The following is a 17,279-nucleotide window of genomic DNA, read 5'->3' on the forward strand; positions in this document are numbered from 1 at the left end:
CCCGCCGCGCTTCTATGGTCCGGCGCGAAACTTGGCGGAAAGGATCGGCATGGCGGATGTGGGGATCATCATGGGTAGCCAATCTGACTGGCCCACGATGCGCGAGGCCGCGAATATCCTGGACGAATTGTCCGTCTCCTACGAGGCGAAGATCGTGTCGGCCCACCGGACGCCCGACCGTCTGTGGACTTACGGCAAGGAAGCCGCGGGACGGGTGAAGGTCATCATCGCCGGCGCGGGCGGCGCCGCGCATCTGCCGGGCATGGTCGCCTCGAAGACACGGGTGCCGGTGATCGGCGTGCCGGTCCAGACAAAGGCCCTTTCCGGGTTAGATTCGCTTTATTCCATCGTGCAGATGCCCCGCGGCTTTCCGGTGGCGACCATGGCCATCGGCGGTGCGGCCAATGCCGGCCTGATGGCCGCACAGATCCTTGCGGTGTCGGACGAAGACCTGGCCCGACGGGTCGAAGACTGGCGCGCGGCACTGTCGGCGTCGATCCCGGAGGAACCTTCGGATGACTGACCCCTTGAAGCCCGGATCGACGATCGGCATCCTTGGTGGCGGACAGCTTGGGCGGATGCTGTCCGTGGCCGCGTCCCGCCTTGGCTTCAAGACCTGTGTGTTCGAACCCGGGGGTGATTGCCCCGCCTCCCATGTGGCGAACTTCCATCTTCAGGCGGGCTTCGACGACGAGGCCGCGCTGATCGCTTTCGCCGAAAGCGTGGACGCCATCACGTTCGAGTTCGAGAACATTCCGACCGCCGCGCTCGACGTCCTCGAGGCGCATCGCCCCATCCGCCCCGGCCGCGACGCCCTTCGCATCAGCCAGGACCGCCTGACAGAGAAGGAATGGCTGGAAGGGCTGGGCCTCAAGGTCGCGCCCTTCGCCCCCGTCGATGACATGCAGGGCCTGACATCGGCCCTGGACCGGATCGGGTCGCCCGCCATCCTGAAGACCCGCCGGTTTGGCTATGACGGGAAGGGACAGGCACGGATCGCGGCCGATACGGACGCGGAGGCCGCGCTGGAGGCGATGAACGGCGCGCCTGCGATCCTTGAAGGGATGGTCGATTTCAGCAAGGAAATCAGCGTCATCGGGACGCGTGGGTTGGACGGACGGGTGGCCTGCTTCGATCCCGGCGAGAACCAGCACGAGGGGGGCATCCTGCGTCGCACCACGGTGCCGGCCTCGGTATCCCACGGCGTGGCGACGGATGCCGTGCTGATCGCCTCCCGCATCCTGACCGCGCTGGACTACGTCGGCGTCCTAGGGGTCGAGCTTTTCGTGACGCCGGGCGGCCTTCTGGTGAACGAGATCGCGCCGCGGGTTCACAATTCGGGGCACTGGACGCAGAACGGGTGCATGGTCGACCAGTTCGAGCAGCACATCCGCGCCGTCGCGGGCTGGCCACTGGGCGACGGATCGCGCCATTCGGATGTGGTGATGGAGAACCTGATAGGCGACGACATGGACCGCCTGCCTGCCATCTCGGCCGAGGGGCGCGCGGCGCTGCACCTTTACGGCAAGGGCGAGGCGCGCCCGGGCCGCAAGATGGGTCACGTAAACCGGATCAGCGGCTGAACCGACCATCGCGCAGGAAGGCGATCACCTGATCGATGACCATGGGGCGCAGCATCATGAAGGTGTGCGACGCTGGCAGGACGATGAAATCGGTCATGCCTTCGATCCGGGCGCTGTCGACCGCGACCTTGCCGTCGTCGGGCCCATCGATGATCGCCGAATAGACCGGGTTCAGCGACCGATTGCCCGCAATCACCCCAAGCTCGAACTGCGGCTGGCCCAAGGCGTTCGGCACGCTTTCGGGGCCGGTTCCCAATTGCAGACCGGCGGGGCCATTCAGCCACTCGAACGGGGTCAGGTCCCCGAATGCATCGACCAGTTCGGTGCCATGGTTCGGTGGGGCCATCATGACGACCCGGCCCATGTCGGCGGGGCGATTCTCGGCCAGCCAGACCCGGACCAGGATCCCGCCCATGGAATGCGTGACGAAATGAACCTTTCGGTCGCCGCAGGCCTCGACGGCCGGCGGAACGGCACGTTCGACCAGTTCGGCGATGGGGGCCGAGGTGCTGTCGTACCCAGCATTGGCGGTCGCATATCCCGCGTCCTGCAACGCTTCGGAAAGAGGCTCCATCGAGAAGGAGGAACGGGCAAGACCGTGCAGAAGCACGACGCACTCGGTCGCCGCGGCGGCCGGTATCGGCAGGCTCAACAAGATCAGCAGGGCAATGGATTTCATGGCGGGCTATCTAGCCCAAGGGTCGCCGGGGGGCGAGGGCCGTCCCATCACGGTTTCCGGCGGCTAGCCGAAGGCGGCGGGATAGATCAACGTCGCCTCGGGCGAGCGCGCCCCGCCGGCGATCAGCGTATGACTGACAGGATACGGCGAGAACAGCTTCTGCGCGCGCGCGTGGTCGAAGCCATGGTGTCCATAGAACTGCGGGTCGCCCAGAACGACCACCGCATCCGCCTGGTCAAACCCGGCGGCGCGCCGGGTCAGCGCGCCGCCGATGCCTTGGTTCTGGTGCTCGGGCTGAACTGCAACAGGCGCGAGGCAGGCCCACCCGTCAGGGGCGCGCATCCGACTAAGCGCGGCAAAGCCGACGATGGTGGTCCCGGTTGTGGCAACCCATTCGACCCAGATCGCACCGTCGCGGCGCAGGGCGGCGACGAGATCGGCCTCGTCCTGCTGTTCGAACGCAGCGCGTAGCAGCGCCTCGATAGCAGCAGCGTCATGCGCGCGGGCATATTCGATCCGGATATCCGTCATGCCTGATTTGACCGCGGATTTACCTACGGTGCAAGCGGCCGTAGTCAGGATTCCCGGACAGCGGCCTCGGCCTCATGGACAATGTTGGCGAAGAACTTCCGTTTGGTCGCATTCGCCAGCAGCTTGGGCGACAGTGGTGTCGCGTCGAAGTTGATTGATACGCCGCAATCGCCCTCGGTCGCTTTTCGGATATCATCATCGAAGACGTTCATCATCGAATTGGTGTCGATAATCTTCTTCGAAACGGTTTCAGTCTTTCCCAGCGACGACACCACCGACTTATGATTCGCGTTGCTAATCTTCATGAATACCTCGCCGTTGGTGACCTTTTGCGTTCCAGCCGAGGTGGCATCCACGTCTGATTTATTCGTGCCGCTCGGGCCTCGTGGTTCGACGATGTGTTTGATTGCACTTCGATTTCAGGTCGGGATGATTTCCATCGTGATGACGGAAGCGCGTGCCTTGGATGCCCGAAGTGCCCAGCGCGCTTTTGACGTTCGACGAAAAGATGACATCGACGCAAAGTGTGCCGCTATTCAATCGCCTCGATCCAGCGCCTGCAAAGCCTTCATGCGATCAGGGGCAGAATTTCACTGATAACACGGGCGGGAACGAAGGGAATTGACATGGGCACTGGTAGCCCCCATCGACAACGATCTCGGGAAAGCTGCGACAGTGTGCTGAAGAAATGGGCCGCATAAACGACCAGAAAGCCAAGCTTTTTAGCTATGACAAAGGGTTGTTTACCCACGGAAATCGGCTTCGATTGATGCAAAGGTGGTGCCGTTCCAAGCATGCTCCCGAAGCCGTACGGTCGCGGAAAAAGTTGGGGCGCCCCGGAGGACGCCCCATAAGAGCCTAGGCAGGCTGTGACGCTCGCGCGTCTTACATCATGCCGCCCATGCCGCCCATGTCGGGCATGCCGCCGCCGCCACCGGAGCCTTCTTTTTGCGGCTTGTCGGCGATCATCGCCTCGGTCGTGATCAGCAGACCGGCGATCGAGGAGGCGTCCTGCAGCGCGGTGCGGACGACCTTCGCGGGGTCGATCACGCCGAACTTGAACATGTCGCCATATTCCTCGGTCTGGGCGTTGAAGCCGAACGACTTATCGTCGCTTTCGCGGATCTTGCCCGCAACGACCGAACCGTCGACGCCCGAGTTCTCGGCGATCTGGCGCAGCGGGGCTTCAAGGGCCTTGCGCACGATCGAGATGCCGACATTCTGGTCGGAGTTCTCGCCGGTCAGACCGTCGAGCGCCTTGGCACCTTGGATCAGGGCGACACCGCCGCCGACAACGACACCTTCCTGAACCGCGGCGCGGGTGGCGTTCAGCGCGTCGTCGACGCGGTCCTTACGCTCCTTCACCTCGGTTTCGGTCATGCCGCCGACGCGGATGACGGCAACACCGCCGGCCAGCTTGGCAACACGTTCTTGCAGCTTCTCGCGGTCGTAGTCCGAGGTGGTGTCCTCGATCTGCTGACGGATCTGCGTGACGCGGCTTTCGATCTCGGCGCTGTCGCCGGCACCGTCGACGATGGTGGTCTCGTCCTTGGTGATGGTGACCTTCTTGGCCGACCCGAGCATGTCCATCGTGACATTCTCGAGCTTCATGCCGAGGTCTTCCGAGATCACCTGGCCGCCGGTCAGGATCGCGATGTCCTGCAGCATGGCCTTGCGGCGGTCACCGAAGCCGGGGGCTTTCACGGCAGCGATCTTCAGGCCGCCACGCAGCTTGTTGACCACGAGGGTGGCCAGCGCTTCGCCTTCCACGTCCTCGGAGATGATCAGAAGCGGCTTCTGGCTCTGGATCACCTGCTCGAGCAGGGGGACCATCGGCTGCAGCGACGAGAGCTTCTTCTCGTGCAGCAGGATGATGCAGTCTTCCAGCTCGGCGACCATCTTGTCGGAGTTGGTCACGAAGTAGGGCGACAGGTAGCCGCGATCGAACTGCATGCCTTCGACGACATCGGTCTCGGTCTCGAGGCCCTTGTTCTCTTCGACGGTGATGACACCCTCGTTGCCGACCTTCTGCATCGCGTCGGCGATCTGACGGCCGATCTCGGCCTCGCCGTTCGCGGAGATGGTGCCGACCTGGGCAACTTCGTCCGAGTTCTCGACCTTGCGCGAGGCGGCGCGGATGGCTTCGACGACCTTCGTGGTGGCCAGATCGATGCCGCGCTTGAGGTCCATCGGGTTCATGCCCGCTGCGACCGACTTCATGCCTTCCTTGATGATGGCCTGGGCCAGCACGGTGGCGGTGGTTGTGCCGTCGCCGGCTTCGTCGTTGGTGCGGGAAGCGACTTCCTTCACCATCTGAGCGCCCATGTTCTCGAAGCGGTCCTCGAGCTCGATCTCTTTCGCGACCGACACACCGTCCTTGGTGATGCGGGGCGCACCGAACGACTTCTCGATGACGACGTTACGACCCTTGGGGCCGAGGGTTACCTTGACCGCGTCGGCCAGGGTGTTGACGCCCTTGAGCATCTTGTCGCGGGCGTTGGTTTGGAACTTGACGTCCTTGGCAGCCATGTTGGTTGCTCCTTGTCTGTCGTGTTTCTGGTTTCAGGGAACGGGACTGGCTCAGGCGGTGACGCCGAGGATGTCCGATTCCTTCATGATCAGCAGCTCTTCGCCGTCAATGGTGATCTCGGTTCCGGACCATTTGCCGAAGAGGATGCGGTCGCCTTGCTTGACGTCCATCGCGATGCGGTCGCCGTCTTCGTCACGGGCACCTGCGCCGACGGCCACGACTTCGCCTTCCTGGGGCTTTTCCTTGGCGCTGTCGGGGATGATCAAACCGCCCTTGGTCTTCTCGTCGGACTCGACGCGGCGGACCAGGACACGGTCGTGAAGGGGGGTGAAAGCCATCTCTGAACGCTCCTTGGTTCATTCTTATCTGGTGTTGTCACTCGACGGTGCCGAGTGCTAACGAGTGGCAGATAGGCGAGGCTCACGCTTGTGTCAACGGGGAAGGGCGCAGGATTTCGTCAGCTTTCGATAATCGCCGCGCGACCCTTTTCGCCGAGCTGGTAGACCCCGCGGGCGAACTTCTCGAACCATCCGTAGTGGTTATCCCGCAGCATCCGCGTTGCATGCACGACGCCCGTTTCGCGTGCGATGTCGGCCCCCCGCCTTGGCCCGTCCCGCAAGGCATGGGCAATGCGCAGCGCGTCCTGCCTGTAGGCCGTCACCAGACCGCGGCGCGTGCCGCCGCCGGTGTTCGGATCCCCCTGCAGGCGCTGGAATTCGCGCAGCAATCGCGCGGTTCGGGCAGGGAACCGGCGCGGACGGTAGGGGGCCGGATCGCACAGCACCTCGCACGGACCGCCGGGCAGATGCACCCGGACCAAACCCAGGCCAAGCCGGCGGCAAAGCGTGGCGTTGCGTCGGTCGTCTCGGCGCTTTCCGGCGGGCACGGCCAGGTATACGTGGTCGGTCAGTGCTTGCCGCGCGATTCCCTGGTGGACCAGCGAAAGGCTGAAGCTCAGCTTCAGCTCGACCGCCACCGGGGACTCGTCCCCGCGGACCGCCATGACGTCCAGCGGGCCGACCTCGCCCTTGACCACGTATCCTTGCCCTTCAAGCAACTGCTTCACGGGGCCGTACAGATCGGTTTCACGATGTGCCATCGCGCCCTTCTGCCCGGGGAACGCGCGTGGTGACAAGTCGCACCGACGCACCTATACACCGCCGCGACAAACGCATCGCGGATCAGGAGCGCCAGCCATGTCTACCCTCGTCTTCGGACACAAATCCCCCGATACCGACTCGACCGGGTCGCCCATCATCTGGGCCTGGTATCTGACCGACGTGCGGGGTCACACCGCCGAAGCCGTTCTGCTGGGCGAGCCGAATACCGAAGCCGCCTGGATGCTGGACCGCTGGGAGCTGGACAAGCCGCAGATCGTCGAAAGCGTCGAGGCCGGGCAGGAAGTCGTCATCGTCGACACCAACAACCCCTCTGAATTGCCCGACGACATCAACGATGCCGATATCCGTGCGATCATCGACCACCACCGCCTTGTGGGCGGGCTTCAGACCAAGGGGCCGATCGACATCACGATCCAGCCGCTGGCCTGCACCGCCACGATCATGCACGACCTGATGGGCGACGACGCGGGCAAGATGCCCGACCCGATCAAGGGCGCCATGCTGTCGTGCATCCTGTCCGACACGCTGGAATTCCGCTCACCCACCACGACGGAACATGACAAGGCCGTGGCCGAGAAGCTGGCCTCCGAGCTGGGGATCCAGATCCCCGCCTACGCGTCGGAGATGTTCGCGGCCAAGTCCGACGTCTCCTCCTTCTCGGACGAGGAGTTGCTGCGCATGGATTCGAAGAAGCACGAGGTCGAGGGCACCAGCTTCCGCGTCTCGGTCCTGGAAACGACCTCGCCCGAGACGGTGCTTAAGCGCAAGGATGGCCTTCTGGAGGCTTTGCCGAAGGTCGCGGCGGAGGACGAGGTGGATCATGTCCTGTTCTTCATAGTCGATATTCTGGAACAGCAGGCGACCCTGCTTCTGCAAAGCGACGCGGTGCGCAAAGTGGCCGAGAAGAGCTTTGCGACTGTCTGCGGCGATACCGATCACGTGGTTCTGCCGGGTATTGTCAGCCGCAAGAAGCAGATCATTCCCAACATCACGGTCTAGTCCCCTGAGCGGGCGACGTCTGGCTTGGTCTGTACGCGGCCGTTTGGGTATTTTGCCAAGGGTGAATTGATGAAGGCGGTCGCCCAGTGCGGCCGCCTTTTTTGCGGGTTCAGACTGGATCGTGGTGGATAATGACGTCCGTCCCGGGGTAGCGGGCCAGGATGTCGTGCCGCAGGGCCTCGCCGATCTCGTGGGCCTCATCGAGGGTGAGGGCGCCGTCGATCTCGAGATGGAGGTTGACGAAGACGCGGGCGCCGGCGGTCCGGGTGCGCAGATCGTGGTGCCCTTCGACCCCCGGCTGTGCATCTGCGAGAGCCGAAATGGCAGAGACCATGTCGTCAGGTGCCGCCCGGTCCATCAGCGCGTGCCAGGCCCCCGATCCGATACGCGCCGACCCAATGGCAAGCCACGTGGCCGCGCCCACCGCGATCACCGTGTCGAGGGCGACCAGGCCCAGGGCTTGCGAGGCCCAGAGCGCAGCGATGGCGCCGATATTGGGCAAGAGGTCGCCGATATAGTGCATCCTGTCCGCCGCAACGACGCGGTTGCCCGTGATCCGCGCCACCCGGGTCTGGTAGACAACGAGAACCGCGGTCAGCGCGATGGACAGGATCATCACCGCAATGCCGGCGCCTTCAGCCTGAAGTTCGGGCGGGCTCCCGACGCGGGCAACGGCGGCGGCGGCGATGCCGACGGCTGACACGCCGATGAAGGCGGATTGGGCGAGCGCGGCCAGGTCCTCGGCCGAGGAATGGCCGAAATGGTGGTCGGCGTCCGGCGGGCGTTGGGCATAGCGGATCGCCCAGAGACCGCCGAGTGAGACCATGAGATCGAGCCCGCTGTCGGCCAGCGACGCCGCGACCGACAGCGCCCCGGTGCTGTAGAGTGCCCAGGCCTTGGCGATCACGAGGGTCGCCGCCACCGCCACCGAGGCGGTCTGAACACGAAGATTCGCGCGGTCGTGCTGCGGAACGGTCATGGCGTCGAACCTAGCGTGCAGGGCGGTCGCCCGACAGGGGCGCCGTTGGCGTTAAACCGGGGGTGCGCCTTGCGTGGTGAAGCATTTGGCGGCAAGCCTGACGTCACGATAGGGAGGATCGAAGATGGGATACCGCGACGTTTACGATGCTTGGAAGGCCGATCCCGAAGGTTGGTGGATGGAGCAGGCGAAGGCGGTGCATTGGGACCGGTTTCCCGAAGCGGCCCGGTCCGACGACGGCACGATCTGGTTTCCCGATGGCCTGACCAACACCTGCTATAACGCCGTCGATCGGCACGTGGATGCAGGGCATGGCACGCGCGCGGCGATCATCTACGATAGTCCCGTGACCGGGACGACGCGGACGATTACCTATGCCGAGTTGCAGGCGCAATGCGCATCGCTGGCCGGGGCTCTGAAGGCCCGCGGTGTCGAGGCTGGCGACCGCGTCGTGATCTATATGCCGATGGTGCCGGAGGCCATCGTGGCCATGCTGGCCTGTACGCGGATCGGGGCGATCCATTCGGTCGTGTTCGGGGGCTTTGCGGCCTCGGAACTGGCGACGCGGATCGACGACGCGCAGCCGAAGGCCGTCCTCGCCGGGTCCTGCGGGATCGAGCCGGGTCGCGTCGTGGCCTACAAGCCGCTTCTCGACGCCGCGATCGAGCAGGCAAGCCACAAGCCCGAGTTCTGCGTGATCTTCCAGCGCGAGCAGGGACGGGCCGAGCTGATCCCCGGGCGCGACGTCGACTGGTTCGATGCACAGGACGGTGTCGCGCCCGCCGAGTGTGTGCCGGTGCGGGGCGATCACCCGTGCTATGTCCTGTATACCTCGGGCACCACGGGGCAGCCGAAGGGCGTGGTGCGCCCGTCCGGCGGGCATCTGGTTGCGCTGCACTGGTCGATGAAGAACATCTATGGCGTCGACCCGGGCGAGGTGTTCTGGGCCGCTTCGGATGTCGGCTGGGTCGTAGGGCACAGCTATATCTGCTATGCGCCGCTGTTTCACGGGAATACGACCGTGGTGTTCGAAGGCAAGCCGGTCGGCACGCCCGATCCATCGACCTTCTGGCGGGTCATCGCTCAGCATGACGTGAAAAGCTTCTTCACCGCACCGACTGCCTTTCGCGCGATCCGCAAGGAAGATCCCAAGGCGGAATATCTGGCGGGCTACGACATTTCGGGGCTTCGGGCGCTGTACCTGGCGGGGGAACGCGCCGATCCGGACACCATACTCTGGGCACAGAAGATCTTGGGGGTGCCGGTCTACGATCACTGGTGGCAGACCGAAACGGGCTGGCCCATCGTTGCCAACCCCGCGGGGATCGAGGCATTGCCCGTGAAGATCGGATCCCCCACCGTCGCGATGCCGGGGTGGGATGTTCAGGTGTTGGATGACGAGGGGATGCAGAAGGCGGCGGGTGAGCTGGGATCCATTGCCATCAAGCTGCCGTTGCCGCCGGGAACGCTGCCGACCTTGTGGAATGCCGAGGACCGGTACCGGAAGGCATATCTAGAGCGGTTCGAGGGATACTATAACACTGGCGACGCGGGGATGATCGACGAGGACGGGTATCTGTGGATCATGGCGCGGACGGATGACGTCATCAACGTGGCGGGTCACAGGTTGTCCACGGGGCTCATGGAAGAGGTGCTTGCGACGCATCCGGACGTTGCGGAATGCGCGGTGATCGGGGTCAAGGACGAGCTGAAGGGGCAACTGCCCATGGGGTTCGTGACGTTGCAGAAGGGGACTGAGAAGTCGGACGCCGAGATCCAGAAGGAACTGGTCGCGCTGGTGCGCGACAAGATCGGCCCCGTGGCGGCGTTCAAGCTGGCCACCGTGGTGGAGCGGCTGCCCAAGACGCGGTCGGGAAAGATCCTGCGCAAGACCATGGCGCAGATCGCGGATGGCGACACCTTCAAGGCCCCTGCCACCATCGACGACCCGGCGATCTTGGATGAGATCGGGGGGAAGGTGCAGGCCCTGGGGTATCCCAAGGGGTGATCCGGCGTCCTTGGGGGGCGCTGCCCCCCGCTGCCTGCGGCGCCTCCCCCCGGGGTATTTCGCAAGGGTGACGAAGGGGAAGCGTCGAGCTCAGGCCGTGCGTTCGAGGGGGGAGATGACTTCCTGGTAAGGGCAGGCGACGCGGTGGCCGGGATCGGGTTCCAGCATTGGCGGGACGCCTTCGGCGCAATCGGGACGTGCCTTGGGACATCGGGTGCGGAAGACGCAGCCCGAGGGCGGGTTCACCGGAGACGGAAGCTCTCCCTCGATCACCGGGCGGACGCGCGCGCGCTCGCGTTCCGGATCGGGGATCGGGACGGAGGCGATGAGCGCCTGTGTGTACGGATGCCGCGGCGCGCGGACGATCTCCTTGGCGCCGCCTTCCTCCATCTTGCGGCCCAGATACATGACCAGCGTCCGGTCCGAGACGTGCTTCACCACGCTGAGATCGTGGGCGATGAAGATCATCGACAAGCCCATCTCGCGGCTGAGCTTTTTCAGAAGGTTTACCACTTGCGCCTGAACCGACACGTCGAGCGCCGAGACAGGTTCGTCGCAGATTAGCAGGCGCGGCTCCAGCACCAGGGCGCGGGCGATGCCGATCCTCTGGCACTGGCCGCCGGAAAACTCGTGCGGGTAGCGGTTCAGAAGGTTCGGCAGAAGGCCAACACGCTCCATCATCTCGCCAGCGCGGCGGCGGGCTTCGGCCTTCGTGGTGTCAGGGTAGTGTGTCAACAGCGGTTCGGCGATGATTTGGCCCACGTTCATGCGGGGGTTCAGGGCGGCCAACGGATCCTGGAACACCATCTGCACATCGCGGCGGTGGCGCCGGCGATCGCGCGGCGACATCTGGCGCAGGTCGCGCCCCTCCCAAAGGATCTCGCCGCCCGACGAGGGGACCGTGCCAACGATGGCGCGGGCGAGGGTGGACTTGCCCGACCCGGATTCGCCCACGACGCCCAAGGTCTGGCCGGCTTCAAGGTCAAAGCTCATGTCCTTGACGGCCTGCAACTTCAAGGGTGGCGTCCAGGGCCAGGCGCCGCGCGGATTGATGTCGAAGGTGACGTCGAGGTTGCGGACTTGCAGAAGGCTCATGCGGTGATCTCCTTCTCGACTTCGGCGGGGGGCGCGTGGCAGGCGCGTAGAAGCGGGCCGTGCGGTTCGAGCGGGGGCATCGTGCCCCGGCAGATGTCGCGGACATGGGCGCAGCGGGGCGAGAACGGGCACCCCTTTGGCAAGCGGCTCATGTCGGGCGGCTCGCCCGGGATGGTCTGCAGGTCGTCCTGGTCCACGTCGAGGCGGGGGACTGCCTTCATCAGGCCGACGGTGTAGGGGTGCGAGGGTTTCGCGAAGAGGGCATCGGTTGGCCCTTCCTCCATCACGCGGCCGCCATACATGACCAGCGTGCGGTCGCAGCTATCGGCGACGATGCCCAGGTCGTGGGTGATGAGGATCATCGCGGTGCCGAACTCCTGCCGGATCTCGGCCAGCAGTTTCATGATCTGGGCCTGCACCGTGACGTCCAGCGCGGTGGTTGGCTCATCCGCGATCAGCAGCTTGGGGCGGCAGAGCAGCGACATCGCGATCATGATGCGCTGGCGCATCCCGCCCGAGAACTCGTGCGGATACTGGTTCAGCCGCGCCTTCGCGTCCGGGATGCGCACGGCGTCCAGCATCCGCACCGCCTCATCCCGCGCGGCGCGCTTGCCGACGCCCTTGTGAAGCTGAAGCACCTCGATCATCTGCGGGCCGACCTTGAGGTAGGGGTTCAGCGAGGTCATCGGGTCCTGGAAGATCATCGACACCGCATCGCCGCGGATCCGGTTCAGATCGCGCTCGGGCAGGGCCAGAAGCTCTTGCCCGTCGAAATGGACCTTGCCGGTCGCGCGCCCGTTGCGGGCCAGAAGGCCCATCGTGGCGAAGGCGGTCTGCGACTTGCCTGACCCGGATTCGCCCACGATGGCCAGCGTCTCGCCCTGGTCGACGGTGAAGCTGAGGCCGTTGACGGCGTTGACGGTACCGTCCGGCGTCTGGAATTCGACGCCGAGGTTTTCCACGGAAAGAAGGGGCATCAGCGGTCCTTGGGGTCGAGCGCGTCGCGTAACCCGTCGCCCAGGAAAAACAGGGCGAACAGCGAAACGACGAAGAAGGCGAGGGGGAAGCCCAGCATCCAGGGCGTGCCATTGCGCAGGTTGGCCGCGCCCTGGTTGATGAGCGCACCCCACGAGGTCGAAGGCTCTTGCACGCCGAGGCCGAGGAACGAGATGAACGATTCGAAAATGATCATCTGCGGCACTAGAAGCGTCGCATAGACGATGACCACGCCGATCAGGTTCGGCACGATGTGGCGGCGGATGATGGTCGGGGTCGACACGCCGATGGCCTGCGCGGCCTCGACATATTCGGTGTTCTTGATCGACAGGGTCTGACCCCGCGCGATCCGCGCCATGTCCAGCCACGAGATCATGCCGATCCCAACGAACAGCATCACGATCGACCGCGAGAAGATCACCAGAAGCAGGATCAGCACGAACATGTAGGGGATCGACATCATCAGGTCGACAAAGCGCATCATGGCGTTGTCGGTCTTGCCGCCGACATAGCCCGCGACCGCGCCGTAGGTGGTGCCGACGATGACCGAGATCAGGGCGCCGACGATGCCCACGGCAAGGCTGATCCGGGTGCCCTGTACGACGCGGGCATAGAGGTCGCGCCCGGTCTCGTCCACGCCGAAGAAATGGCGGTTCTCAAGGCTTGGGCCGCCCTCCTGCGGGATCATGCCCAGAAGGTTCCAGTCGATCTCCTCGTTGCTCCAGGGCGTCAGAAGCTGGCCGAACACCGCGAACAGCATGACAAGGGCCAGTACGGCCAGCGAGGCCACAGCAGCCTTGTTCCGGAAGAACCGGCGCCGCGCGTCGGCCCAAAGGGACCGGCCCTTGCCCTCGGTCAGGCCGGGGTCGAGATGGGTCTCGGCGGTGGTGATGTCGCTCATTCTCGGCCCCCTAGTAGCGGATCTTCGGGTCGATCCAAGCGTACGCCACGTCGACCAGAAGGTTGAAGAAGATCGTCAGCGCGCCGAACAGGATTGTGATGCCGAGGATTACGGAATAGTCACGGGCCAGCGCCGAGTTGACGAAGAACTGACCGATGCCGCCGGTCGAGAAGAAGACGTCGATCACGACGGATCCCGTGATCATGCCGACGAAGGCGGGGCCCAGATAACTGACCACGGGCAGCATGGCCGGCTTCAGCGCATGGCGGAAGATGACCCGGCGCATCGGCAGTCCCTTGGCGCGTGCGGTGCGGACGTAGCCTGCGTTCAGCGTTTCCAGCATCGAGGACCGGGTGATCCGCGCGATGGACGCCATGTAGGAGGTCGACAGCGCGATAACCGGCAGGATCACGTATTCGATCTGCCCGCCCTGCCAGCCGCCGCCGGGCAGCCAGCCCAGCCACAGCGTGAAGATCAACACCAGGATCGGCGCCATGACGAAGTTCGGCAGCACCTGCGCGCCTACGGTGATGCCGACGGCGGCGTAATCCAACGCCGAATTGTGCTTGATCGCTGCAAAAGCGCCCAGGGTCACGCCGACCAGCACGGCGACGATGAAGGACCAGACCCCATAGGTCAGGGTCACCGGGAAGCCCTGCGCGATCAGCTCGTTCACAGAACGGTCCGTGAAGACGAAGGAGGGGCCGAAATCGAACTGCGTCACCACGTTCCAGACATAGATCCCCATCCGCTCGATCAGCGACCTGTCAAGGCCGTATTCCCGTTCGAGGTTGGCCAACACCTCGGCCGGGACGCCGCGTTCAGTCGCGAAGGGCGAGCCGGGCGCGAATTCCATCAACAGGAATGACACGACGATCAGGGCAAGAAGCGTGGGGATTGCCACCAGAAGGCGGCGGGCAATGTAGGTCAGCACCGGGAAACCCTTTCAGGCGGGACCGGGCAGGGGGAACGCCCCCGCCCGGCGCATGGCATCACTCTTCGGCGACGCGGTAGAAGTCCTTGACGTACCAGCTGTTTTCCACGTTCTGCATGGGGAAGCCCTGCAGGGTCGGATCCAGCATGAACACGTTGGCATAGTGATAGATCGGGATGATGCCCATGTCGTTGGACAGGATCATCTCGGCCTCGGTGTACTGCGCCTGCGGATTGTCCGAGGTCGCGGCCTGATCCATCAGCGCGTCGAACTCGGTGTTCGACCACTTGCCGTCATTCTGTTCCTGATCGGTCTTGAGGATGTTCAGGAAGGTCGACGGCTCGTTGTAGTCGCCGCACCATGCGGACCGGGCGACGTCGAAATTGCCAGCCTTGCGCACGTCGAGGTATGTCGACCACTCCATGTTCTCCAGCGTGACTTCAACGCCCAGCTTCTGCTTCCACATCTGGCTGATGATGGTTGCGATCTGCCGGTGCGACTCGTCGGTATTGTAGATCAGCGTCAGGTCCAGCTCGGGGCTTCCAGCTTCTTCCCAAAGCTGCTGGGCAGCCTCGTCCCGCTCGGCCTGAGTCCAGCCGGAATAGTCGATGGTTGGCGCCTCGAACCCTGCGGTCGCTTCGTGGGTGAAGGTATAGCCCGGAGTCTGCCCGCCCTGAAGGACGCGGTCGGTGATGATCTCGCGGTCCACGGCGTAGGACAGGGCCTTGCGCACCTTCACGTCCTTCAGCGCCTCGGGGGCATCGTCGCGCTGGTTCAGCTGATAGTAATAGCTGCACAGGCGCGGGGTCGAGTAGGCCGCGTCGGGATACTCTTCCTTCAGGCGGGGAAAGGACCCGGCGGGGATCGGCTCCAGCAGGTCGAACTCGCCCGCTTCCCAGCGGGTCAGGGCCTGGCTGGAATCGTTGATGATATAGCCGGTGATTTCCTCGATCACGACGTTCTCGGCGTCCCAGTATTCGGGGTTCTTCGAGGCGCGCCAGAACTCGTTCAGCGACACGTCTTCAAGGACGTAGGCGCCGTTCGACACCATGTTTTCGGGATCGGTCCAGTCGTCGCCGAACTCCTCGACGGTCGCCTGATGGACGGGCGACAGCGTGGCGTAGGAGGTCATGGCCGGGAAGTAGGGCTTCGGCTCGGTCAGGGTGACGCGCAAAGTGCGCTCGTCCACCGCCTCGACGCCCAGCGTGTCGGGCTCGGCATTGCCGGCGATGATCTCGGCGGCGTTCTCCATCCCCGTCAGCTCGACATACCAGGCATAGGGAGAGGCGGTCGCGGGCGTGGCCGCGCGCTGCCAGGCATAGACGAAATCCTGCGCCGTGACCGAGTCGCCGTTCGACCAGCGCGCATCCTCGCGCAGGGTGAAGGTAAATTCAGTATTATCCTCGTTTGCCTCATAGCCCGTGGCGACGCCGGGGATCAGGTTGCCCTCGTCGTCCTGGATCATCAGACCTTCGAACAGCTGCTGGATCACGTGGCTGCCGGCGGTTTCCTCGTTCAGCTGCGGGTCCAGCGTCGGGAACTGGTCGAGCATGCGGTACGAAAACGTCTGCTCGTCGGCCAGCGTGACGTCGTCGGGCACATCGGCGGCCAGAAGCGGACCGCCCAGCCCGAGGGCGGCGACGCTGGTCATGGAAAGAAGGGTGCGACGTAGCATATTGGATACTCCCAGTCTTCGGGCCGCGTTCGCGCGGCCGCTTCATTATCGGAACAGCATTCAATCTAGGGCGGTGCGACGCAAGCGGCGAGGGCAACACGACGTCGCGTCGTTACGCATCCCGTCCCACCCGGGTACGAAACGCGCGTCGATTGACAGGATCCGTGCAACATCATAGCGCCGGACGGGGGCATCTACCAAGGAGACGGCCATGCGGCGCGCATTCATCACCGGAACAGGCGGCTTCATCGGCTTCCACCTGGCCGAGCTTCTACTGCAGGAGGGGTGGGAGGTCGCCGGGTACGACGGTATGACCGACTATTACGACGTCGCGCTGAAACAGGGCCGTCACGCCATCCTCTCCCAACACGAGCATTTCCGCCAGACCACCGCCATGCTCGAGGATGCCGAGGCCCTGAGCCAAGCGGTCGAGGCGGCGCGTCCCGACGTGATCGTCCACCTCGCCGCGCAGGCCGGCGTCCGCTACAGCCTGGAAAATCCCCGCGCCTATATCGACTCGAACCTCGTCGGCACTTTCAACGTGATGGAGGCTGCCCGCGCTGCGGACGTGGATCACCTGCTGATGGCCTCGACCAGCTCGGTCTATGGCGCGAACGAGGAAATGCCCTTCGCCGAGGCGCACAAGGCCGACACGCCCTTGACCATCTATGCCGCCACCAAGAAGGCGAACGAGGCGATGGGGCACAGCTGGGCGCATATCCACGGGTTGCCGGTCTCGATGTTCCGGTTCTTCACCGTCTACGGACCGTGGGGGCGGCCCGACATGGCCTATTTCAAGTTCACCCGCGCGATCCTCGAAGGGCAGCCCATCGACATCTACAACAATGGCGAGATGTGGCGCGACTTCACCTATGTGGGTGATCTGGTACGCGGGATTCGCGGCCTGATCGACGCGGTACCCGGCGGCCCCGAGACGGCCGTCGATGGCGACAGCCTGTCGCCCGCCGCGCCCTTCCGGGTCGTGAACATCGGCAACTCCGACAAGGTGCGCCTGATGGACTTCATCGAGGCGATCGAGGACGAGCTGGGCCAGAAAGCGGTGCGCAACTACATGCCCATGCAAACCGGCGACGTGGTCGCAACCTGGGCGGACGCCACGCTGTTGCAGCGTTTGACCGGCTACCGCCCTGCCACCCCGTTCCGCGAGGGCGTTGCCCGTTTCGTGCGCTGGTATCGGGACTATTACGAGGTCTGACCGGCGGGCGGCCTGTAGCACGCTTCCCACGT

General features: G+C 64.5%; 17 protein-coding genes. 5 read left to right on the forward strand and 12 right to left on the reverse strand.

The window, feature by feature from the left end:
- Window positions 1-49 precede the first annotated feature (49 nt).
- Both purE and PAA8504_RS18340 read left to right on the forward strand, forming a co-directional pair.
- Complete coding sequence (purE, locus tag PAA8504_RS18335; RefSeq protein ID WP_181375870.1) at window positions 50-523, forward strand: 5-(carboxyamino)imidazole ribonucleotide mutase; 474 nt, start codon at window positions 50-52, stop codon at window positions 521-523.
- Complete coding sequence (locus PAA8504_RS18340; RefSeq protein ID WP_108895598.1) at window positions 516-1,583, forward strand: 5-(carboxyamino)imidazole ribonucleotide synthase; 1,068 nt, start codon at window positions 516-518, stop codon at window positions 1,581-1,583. Before purE ends, PAA8504_RS18340 begins: the two co-directional genes overlap by 8 nt.
- Here PAA8504_RS18340 and PAA8504_RS18345 read toward each other — a convergent pair.
- The 6 genes from PAA8504_RS18345 to PAA8504_RS18370 form a co-directional block, all read right to left on the reverse strand.
- Window positions 1,573-2,262 carry an alpha/beta fold hydrolase gene (locus tag PAA8504_RS18345; RefSeq protein ID WP_108895599.1) on the reverse strand — a complete coding sequence of 230 codons (690 nt, stop codon included), beginning with the start codon at window positions 2,260-2,262 and terminating at the stop codon, window positions 1,573-1,575. The genes PAA8504_RS18340 and PAA8504_RS18345 overlap by 11 nt on opposite strands.
- Before the next feature lie 63 nt (window positions 2,263-2,325).
- Entirely contained in the window at window positions 2,326-2,793 is a 468-nt protein-coding gene (locus PAA8504_RS18350; protein WP_108895600.1) for a GNAT family N-acetyltransferase, read from the reverse strand.
- 44 nt (window positions 2,794-2,837) lie between these two features.
- Complete coding sequence (locus tag PAA8504_RS18355) at window positions 2,838-3,149, reverse strand: hypothetical protein (protein ID WP_108895601.1); 312 nt, start codon at window positions 3,147-3,149, stop codon at window positions 2,838-2,840.
- A gap of 529 nt (window positions 3,150-3,678) precedes the next feature.
- Window positions 3,679-5,322 carry a chaperonin GroEL gene (gene groL / locus PAA8504_RS18360; RefSeq protein ID WP_108895602.1) on the reverse strand — a complete coding sequence of 548 codons (1,644 nt, stop codon included), beginning with the start codon at window positions 5,320-5,322 and terminating at the stop codon, window positions 3,679-3,681.
- Window positions 5,323-5,373: 51 nt separating this feature from the next.
- Window positions 5,374-5,661: a co-chaperone GroES gene (groES, locus tag PAA8504_RS18365; protein ID WP_108895603.1), complete on the reverse strand. Its 288-nt coding sequence runs from the start codon at window positions 5,659-5,661 to the stop codon at window positions 5,374-5,376.
- 119 nt (window positions 5,662-5,780) lie between these two features.
- Entirely contained in the window at window positions 5,781-6,422 is a 642-nt protein-coding gene (locus tag PAA8504_RS18370) for a DUF2161 domain-containing phosphodiesterase (protein ID WP_108895604.1), read from the reverse strand.
- A gap of 97 nt (window positions 6,423-6,519) precedes the next feature.
- Here PAA8504_RS18370 and PAA8504_RS18375 point away from each other — a divergent pair, with 97 nt between their 5' ends.
- A complete protein-coding gene (locus PAA8504_RS18375) occupies window positions 6,520-7,443 on the forward strand; it encodes a manganese-dependent inorganic pyrophosphatase (protein ID WP_108895605.1) in 924 nt (307 codons plus the stop codon).
- 109 nt (window positions 7,444-7,552) lie between these two features.
- On the opposite strand, the gene PAA8504_RS18380 is transcribed toward PAA8504_RS18375, so the two are convergent.
- A complete protein-coding gene (locus PAA8504_RS18380) occupies window positions 7,553-8,422 on the reverse strand; it encodes a cation diffusion facilitator family transporter (RefSeq protein ID WP_108895606.1) in 870 nt (289 codons plus the stop codon).
- A 124-nt stretch (window positions 8,423-8,546) separates the two neighbouring features.
- Between PAA8504_RS18380 and PAA8504_RS18385 the strand changes: the two genes are divergently transcribed.
- Window positions 8,547-10,430 carry a propionyl-CoA synthetase gene (locus tag PAA8504_RS18385; protein ID WP_108895607.1) on the forward strand — a complete coding sequence of 628 codons (1,884 nt, stop codon included), beginning with the start codon at window positions 8,547-8,549 and terminating at the stop codon, window positions 10,428-10,430.
- A 90-nt stretch (window positions 10,431-10,520) separates the two neighbouring features.
- On the opposite strand, the gene PAA8504_RS18390 is transcribed toward PAA8504_RS18385, so the two are convergent.
- The 5 genes from PAA8504_RS18390 to PAA8504_RS18410 are packed head-to-tail and all read right to left on the reverse strand — an operon-like array spanning window position 10,521 to window position 16,031.
- Complete coding sequence (locus tag PAA8504_RS18390; protein WP_108895608.1) at window positions 10,521-11,525, reverse strand: oligopeptide/dipeptide ABC transporter ATP-binding protein; 1,005 nt, start codon at window positions 11,523-11,525, stop codon at window positions 10,521-10,523.
- Entirely contained in the window at window positions 11,522-12,502 is a 981-nt protein-coding gene (locus tag PAA8504_RS18395; protein WP_108895609.1) for an oligopeptide/dipeptide ABC transporter ATP-binding protein, read from the reverse strand. The genes PAA8504_RS18390 and PAA8504_RS18395 overlap by 4 nt, the downstream gene beginning before the upstream one ends.
- A complete protein-coding gene (locus PAA8504_RS18400; RefSeq protein ID WP_108895610.1) occupies window positions 12,502-13,422 on the reverse strand; it encodes an ABC transporter permease subunit in 921 nt (306 codons plus the stop codon). The genes PAA8504_RS18395 and PAA8504_RS18400 overlap by 1 nt, the downstream gene beginning before the upstream one ends.
- 10 nt (window positions 13,423-13,432) lie before the next feature.
- Complete coding sequence (gene oppB, locus PAA8504_RS18405) at window positions 13,433-14,356, reverse strand: oligopeptide ABC transporter permease OppB (protein WP_108895611.1); 924 nt, start codon at window positions 14,354-14,356, stop codon at window positions 13,433-13,435.
- Between the two features lie 58 nt (window positions 14,357-14,414).
- Window positions 14,415-16,031 (reverse strand): peptide ABC transporter substrate-binding protein, encoded by a 1,617-nt coding sequence (locus PAA8504_RS18410; RefSeq protein WP_108895612.1) that lies wholly within the window; start codon window positions 16,029-16,031, stop codon window positions 14,415-14,417.
- 211 nt (window positions 16,032-16,242) lie between these two features.
- On the opposite strand from PAA8504_RS18410, the gene PAA8504_RS18415 reads away from it, so the two are divergent.
- Window positions 16,243-17,247 carry an SDR family NAD(P)-dependent oxidoreductase gene (locus tag PAA8504_RS18415; RefSeq protein WP_108895613.1) on the forward strand — a complete coding sequence of 335 codons (1,005 nt, stop codon included), beginning with the start codon at window positions 16,243-16,245 and terminating at the stop codon, window positions 17,245-17,247.
- The last annotated feature ends 32 nt before the right edge of the window (window positions 17,248-17,279 follow it).

Origin of the sequence: Palleronia abyssalis, assembly GCF_900302445.1 — a bacterium.
GTDB classification, from domain to species: Bacteria; Pseudomonadota; Alphaproteobacteria; order Rhodobacterales; family Rhodobacteraceae; genus Palleronia; species Palleronia abyssalis.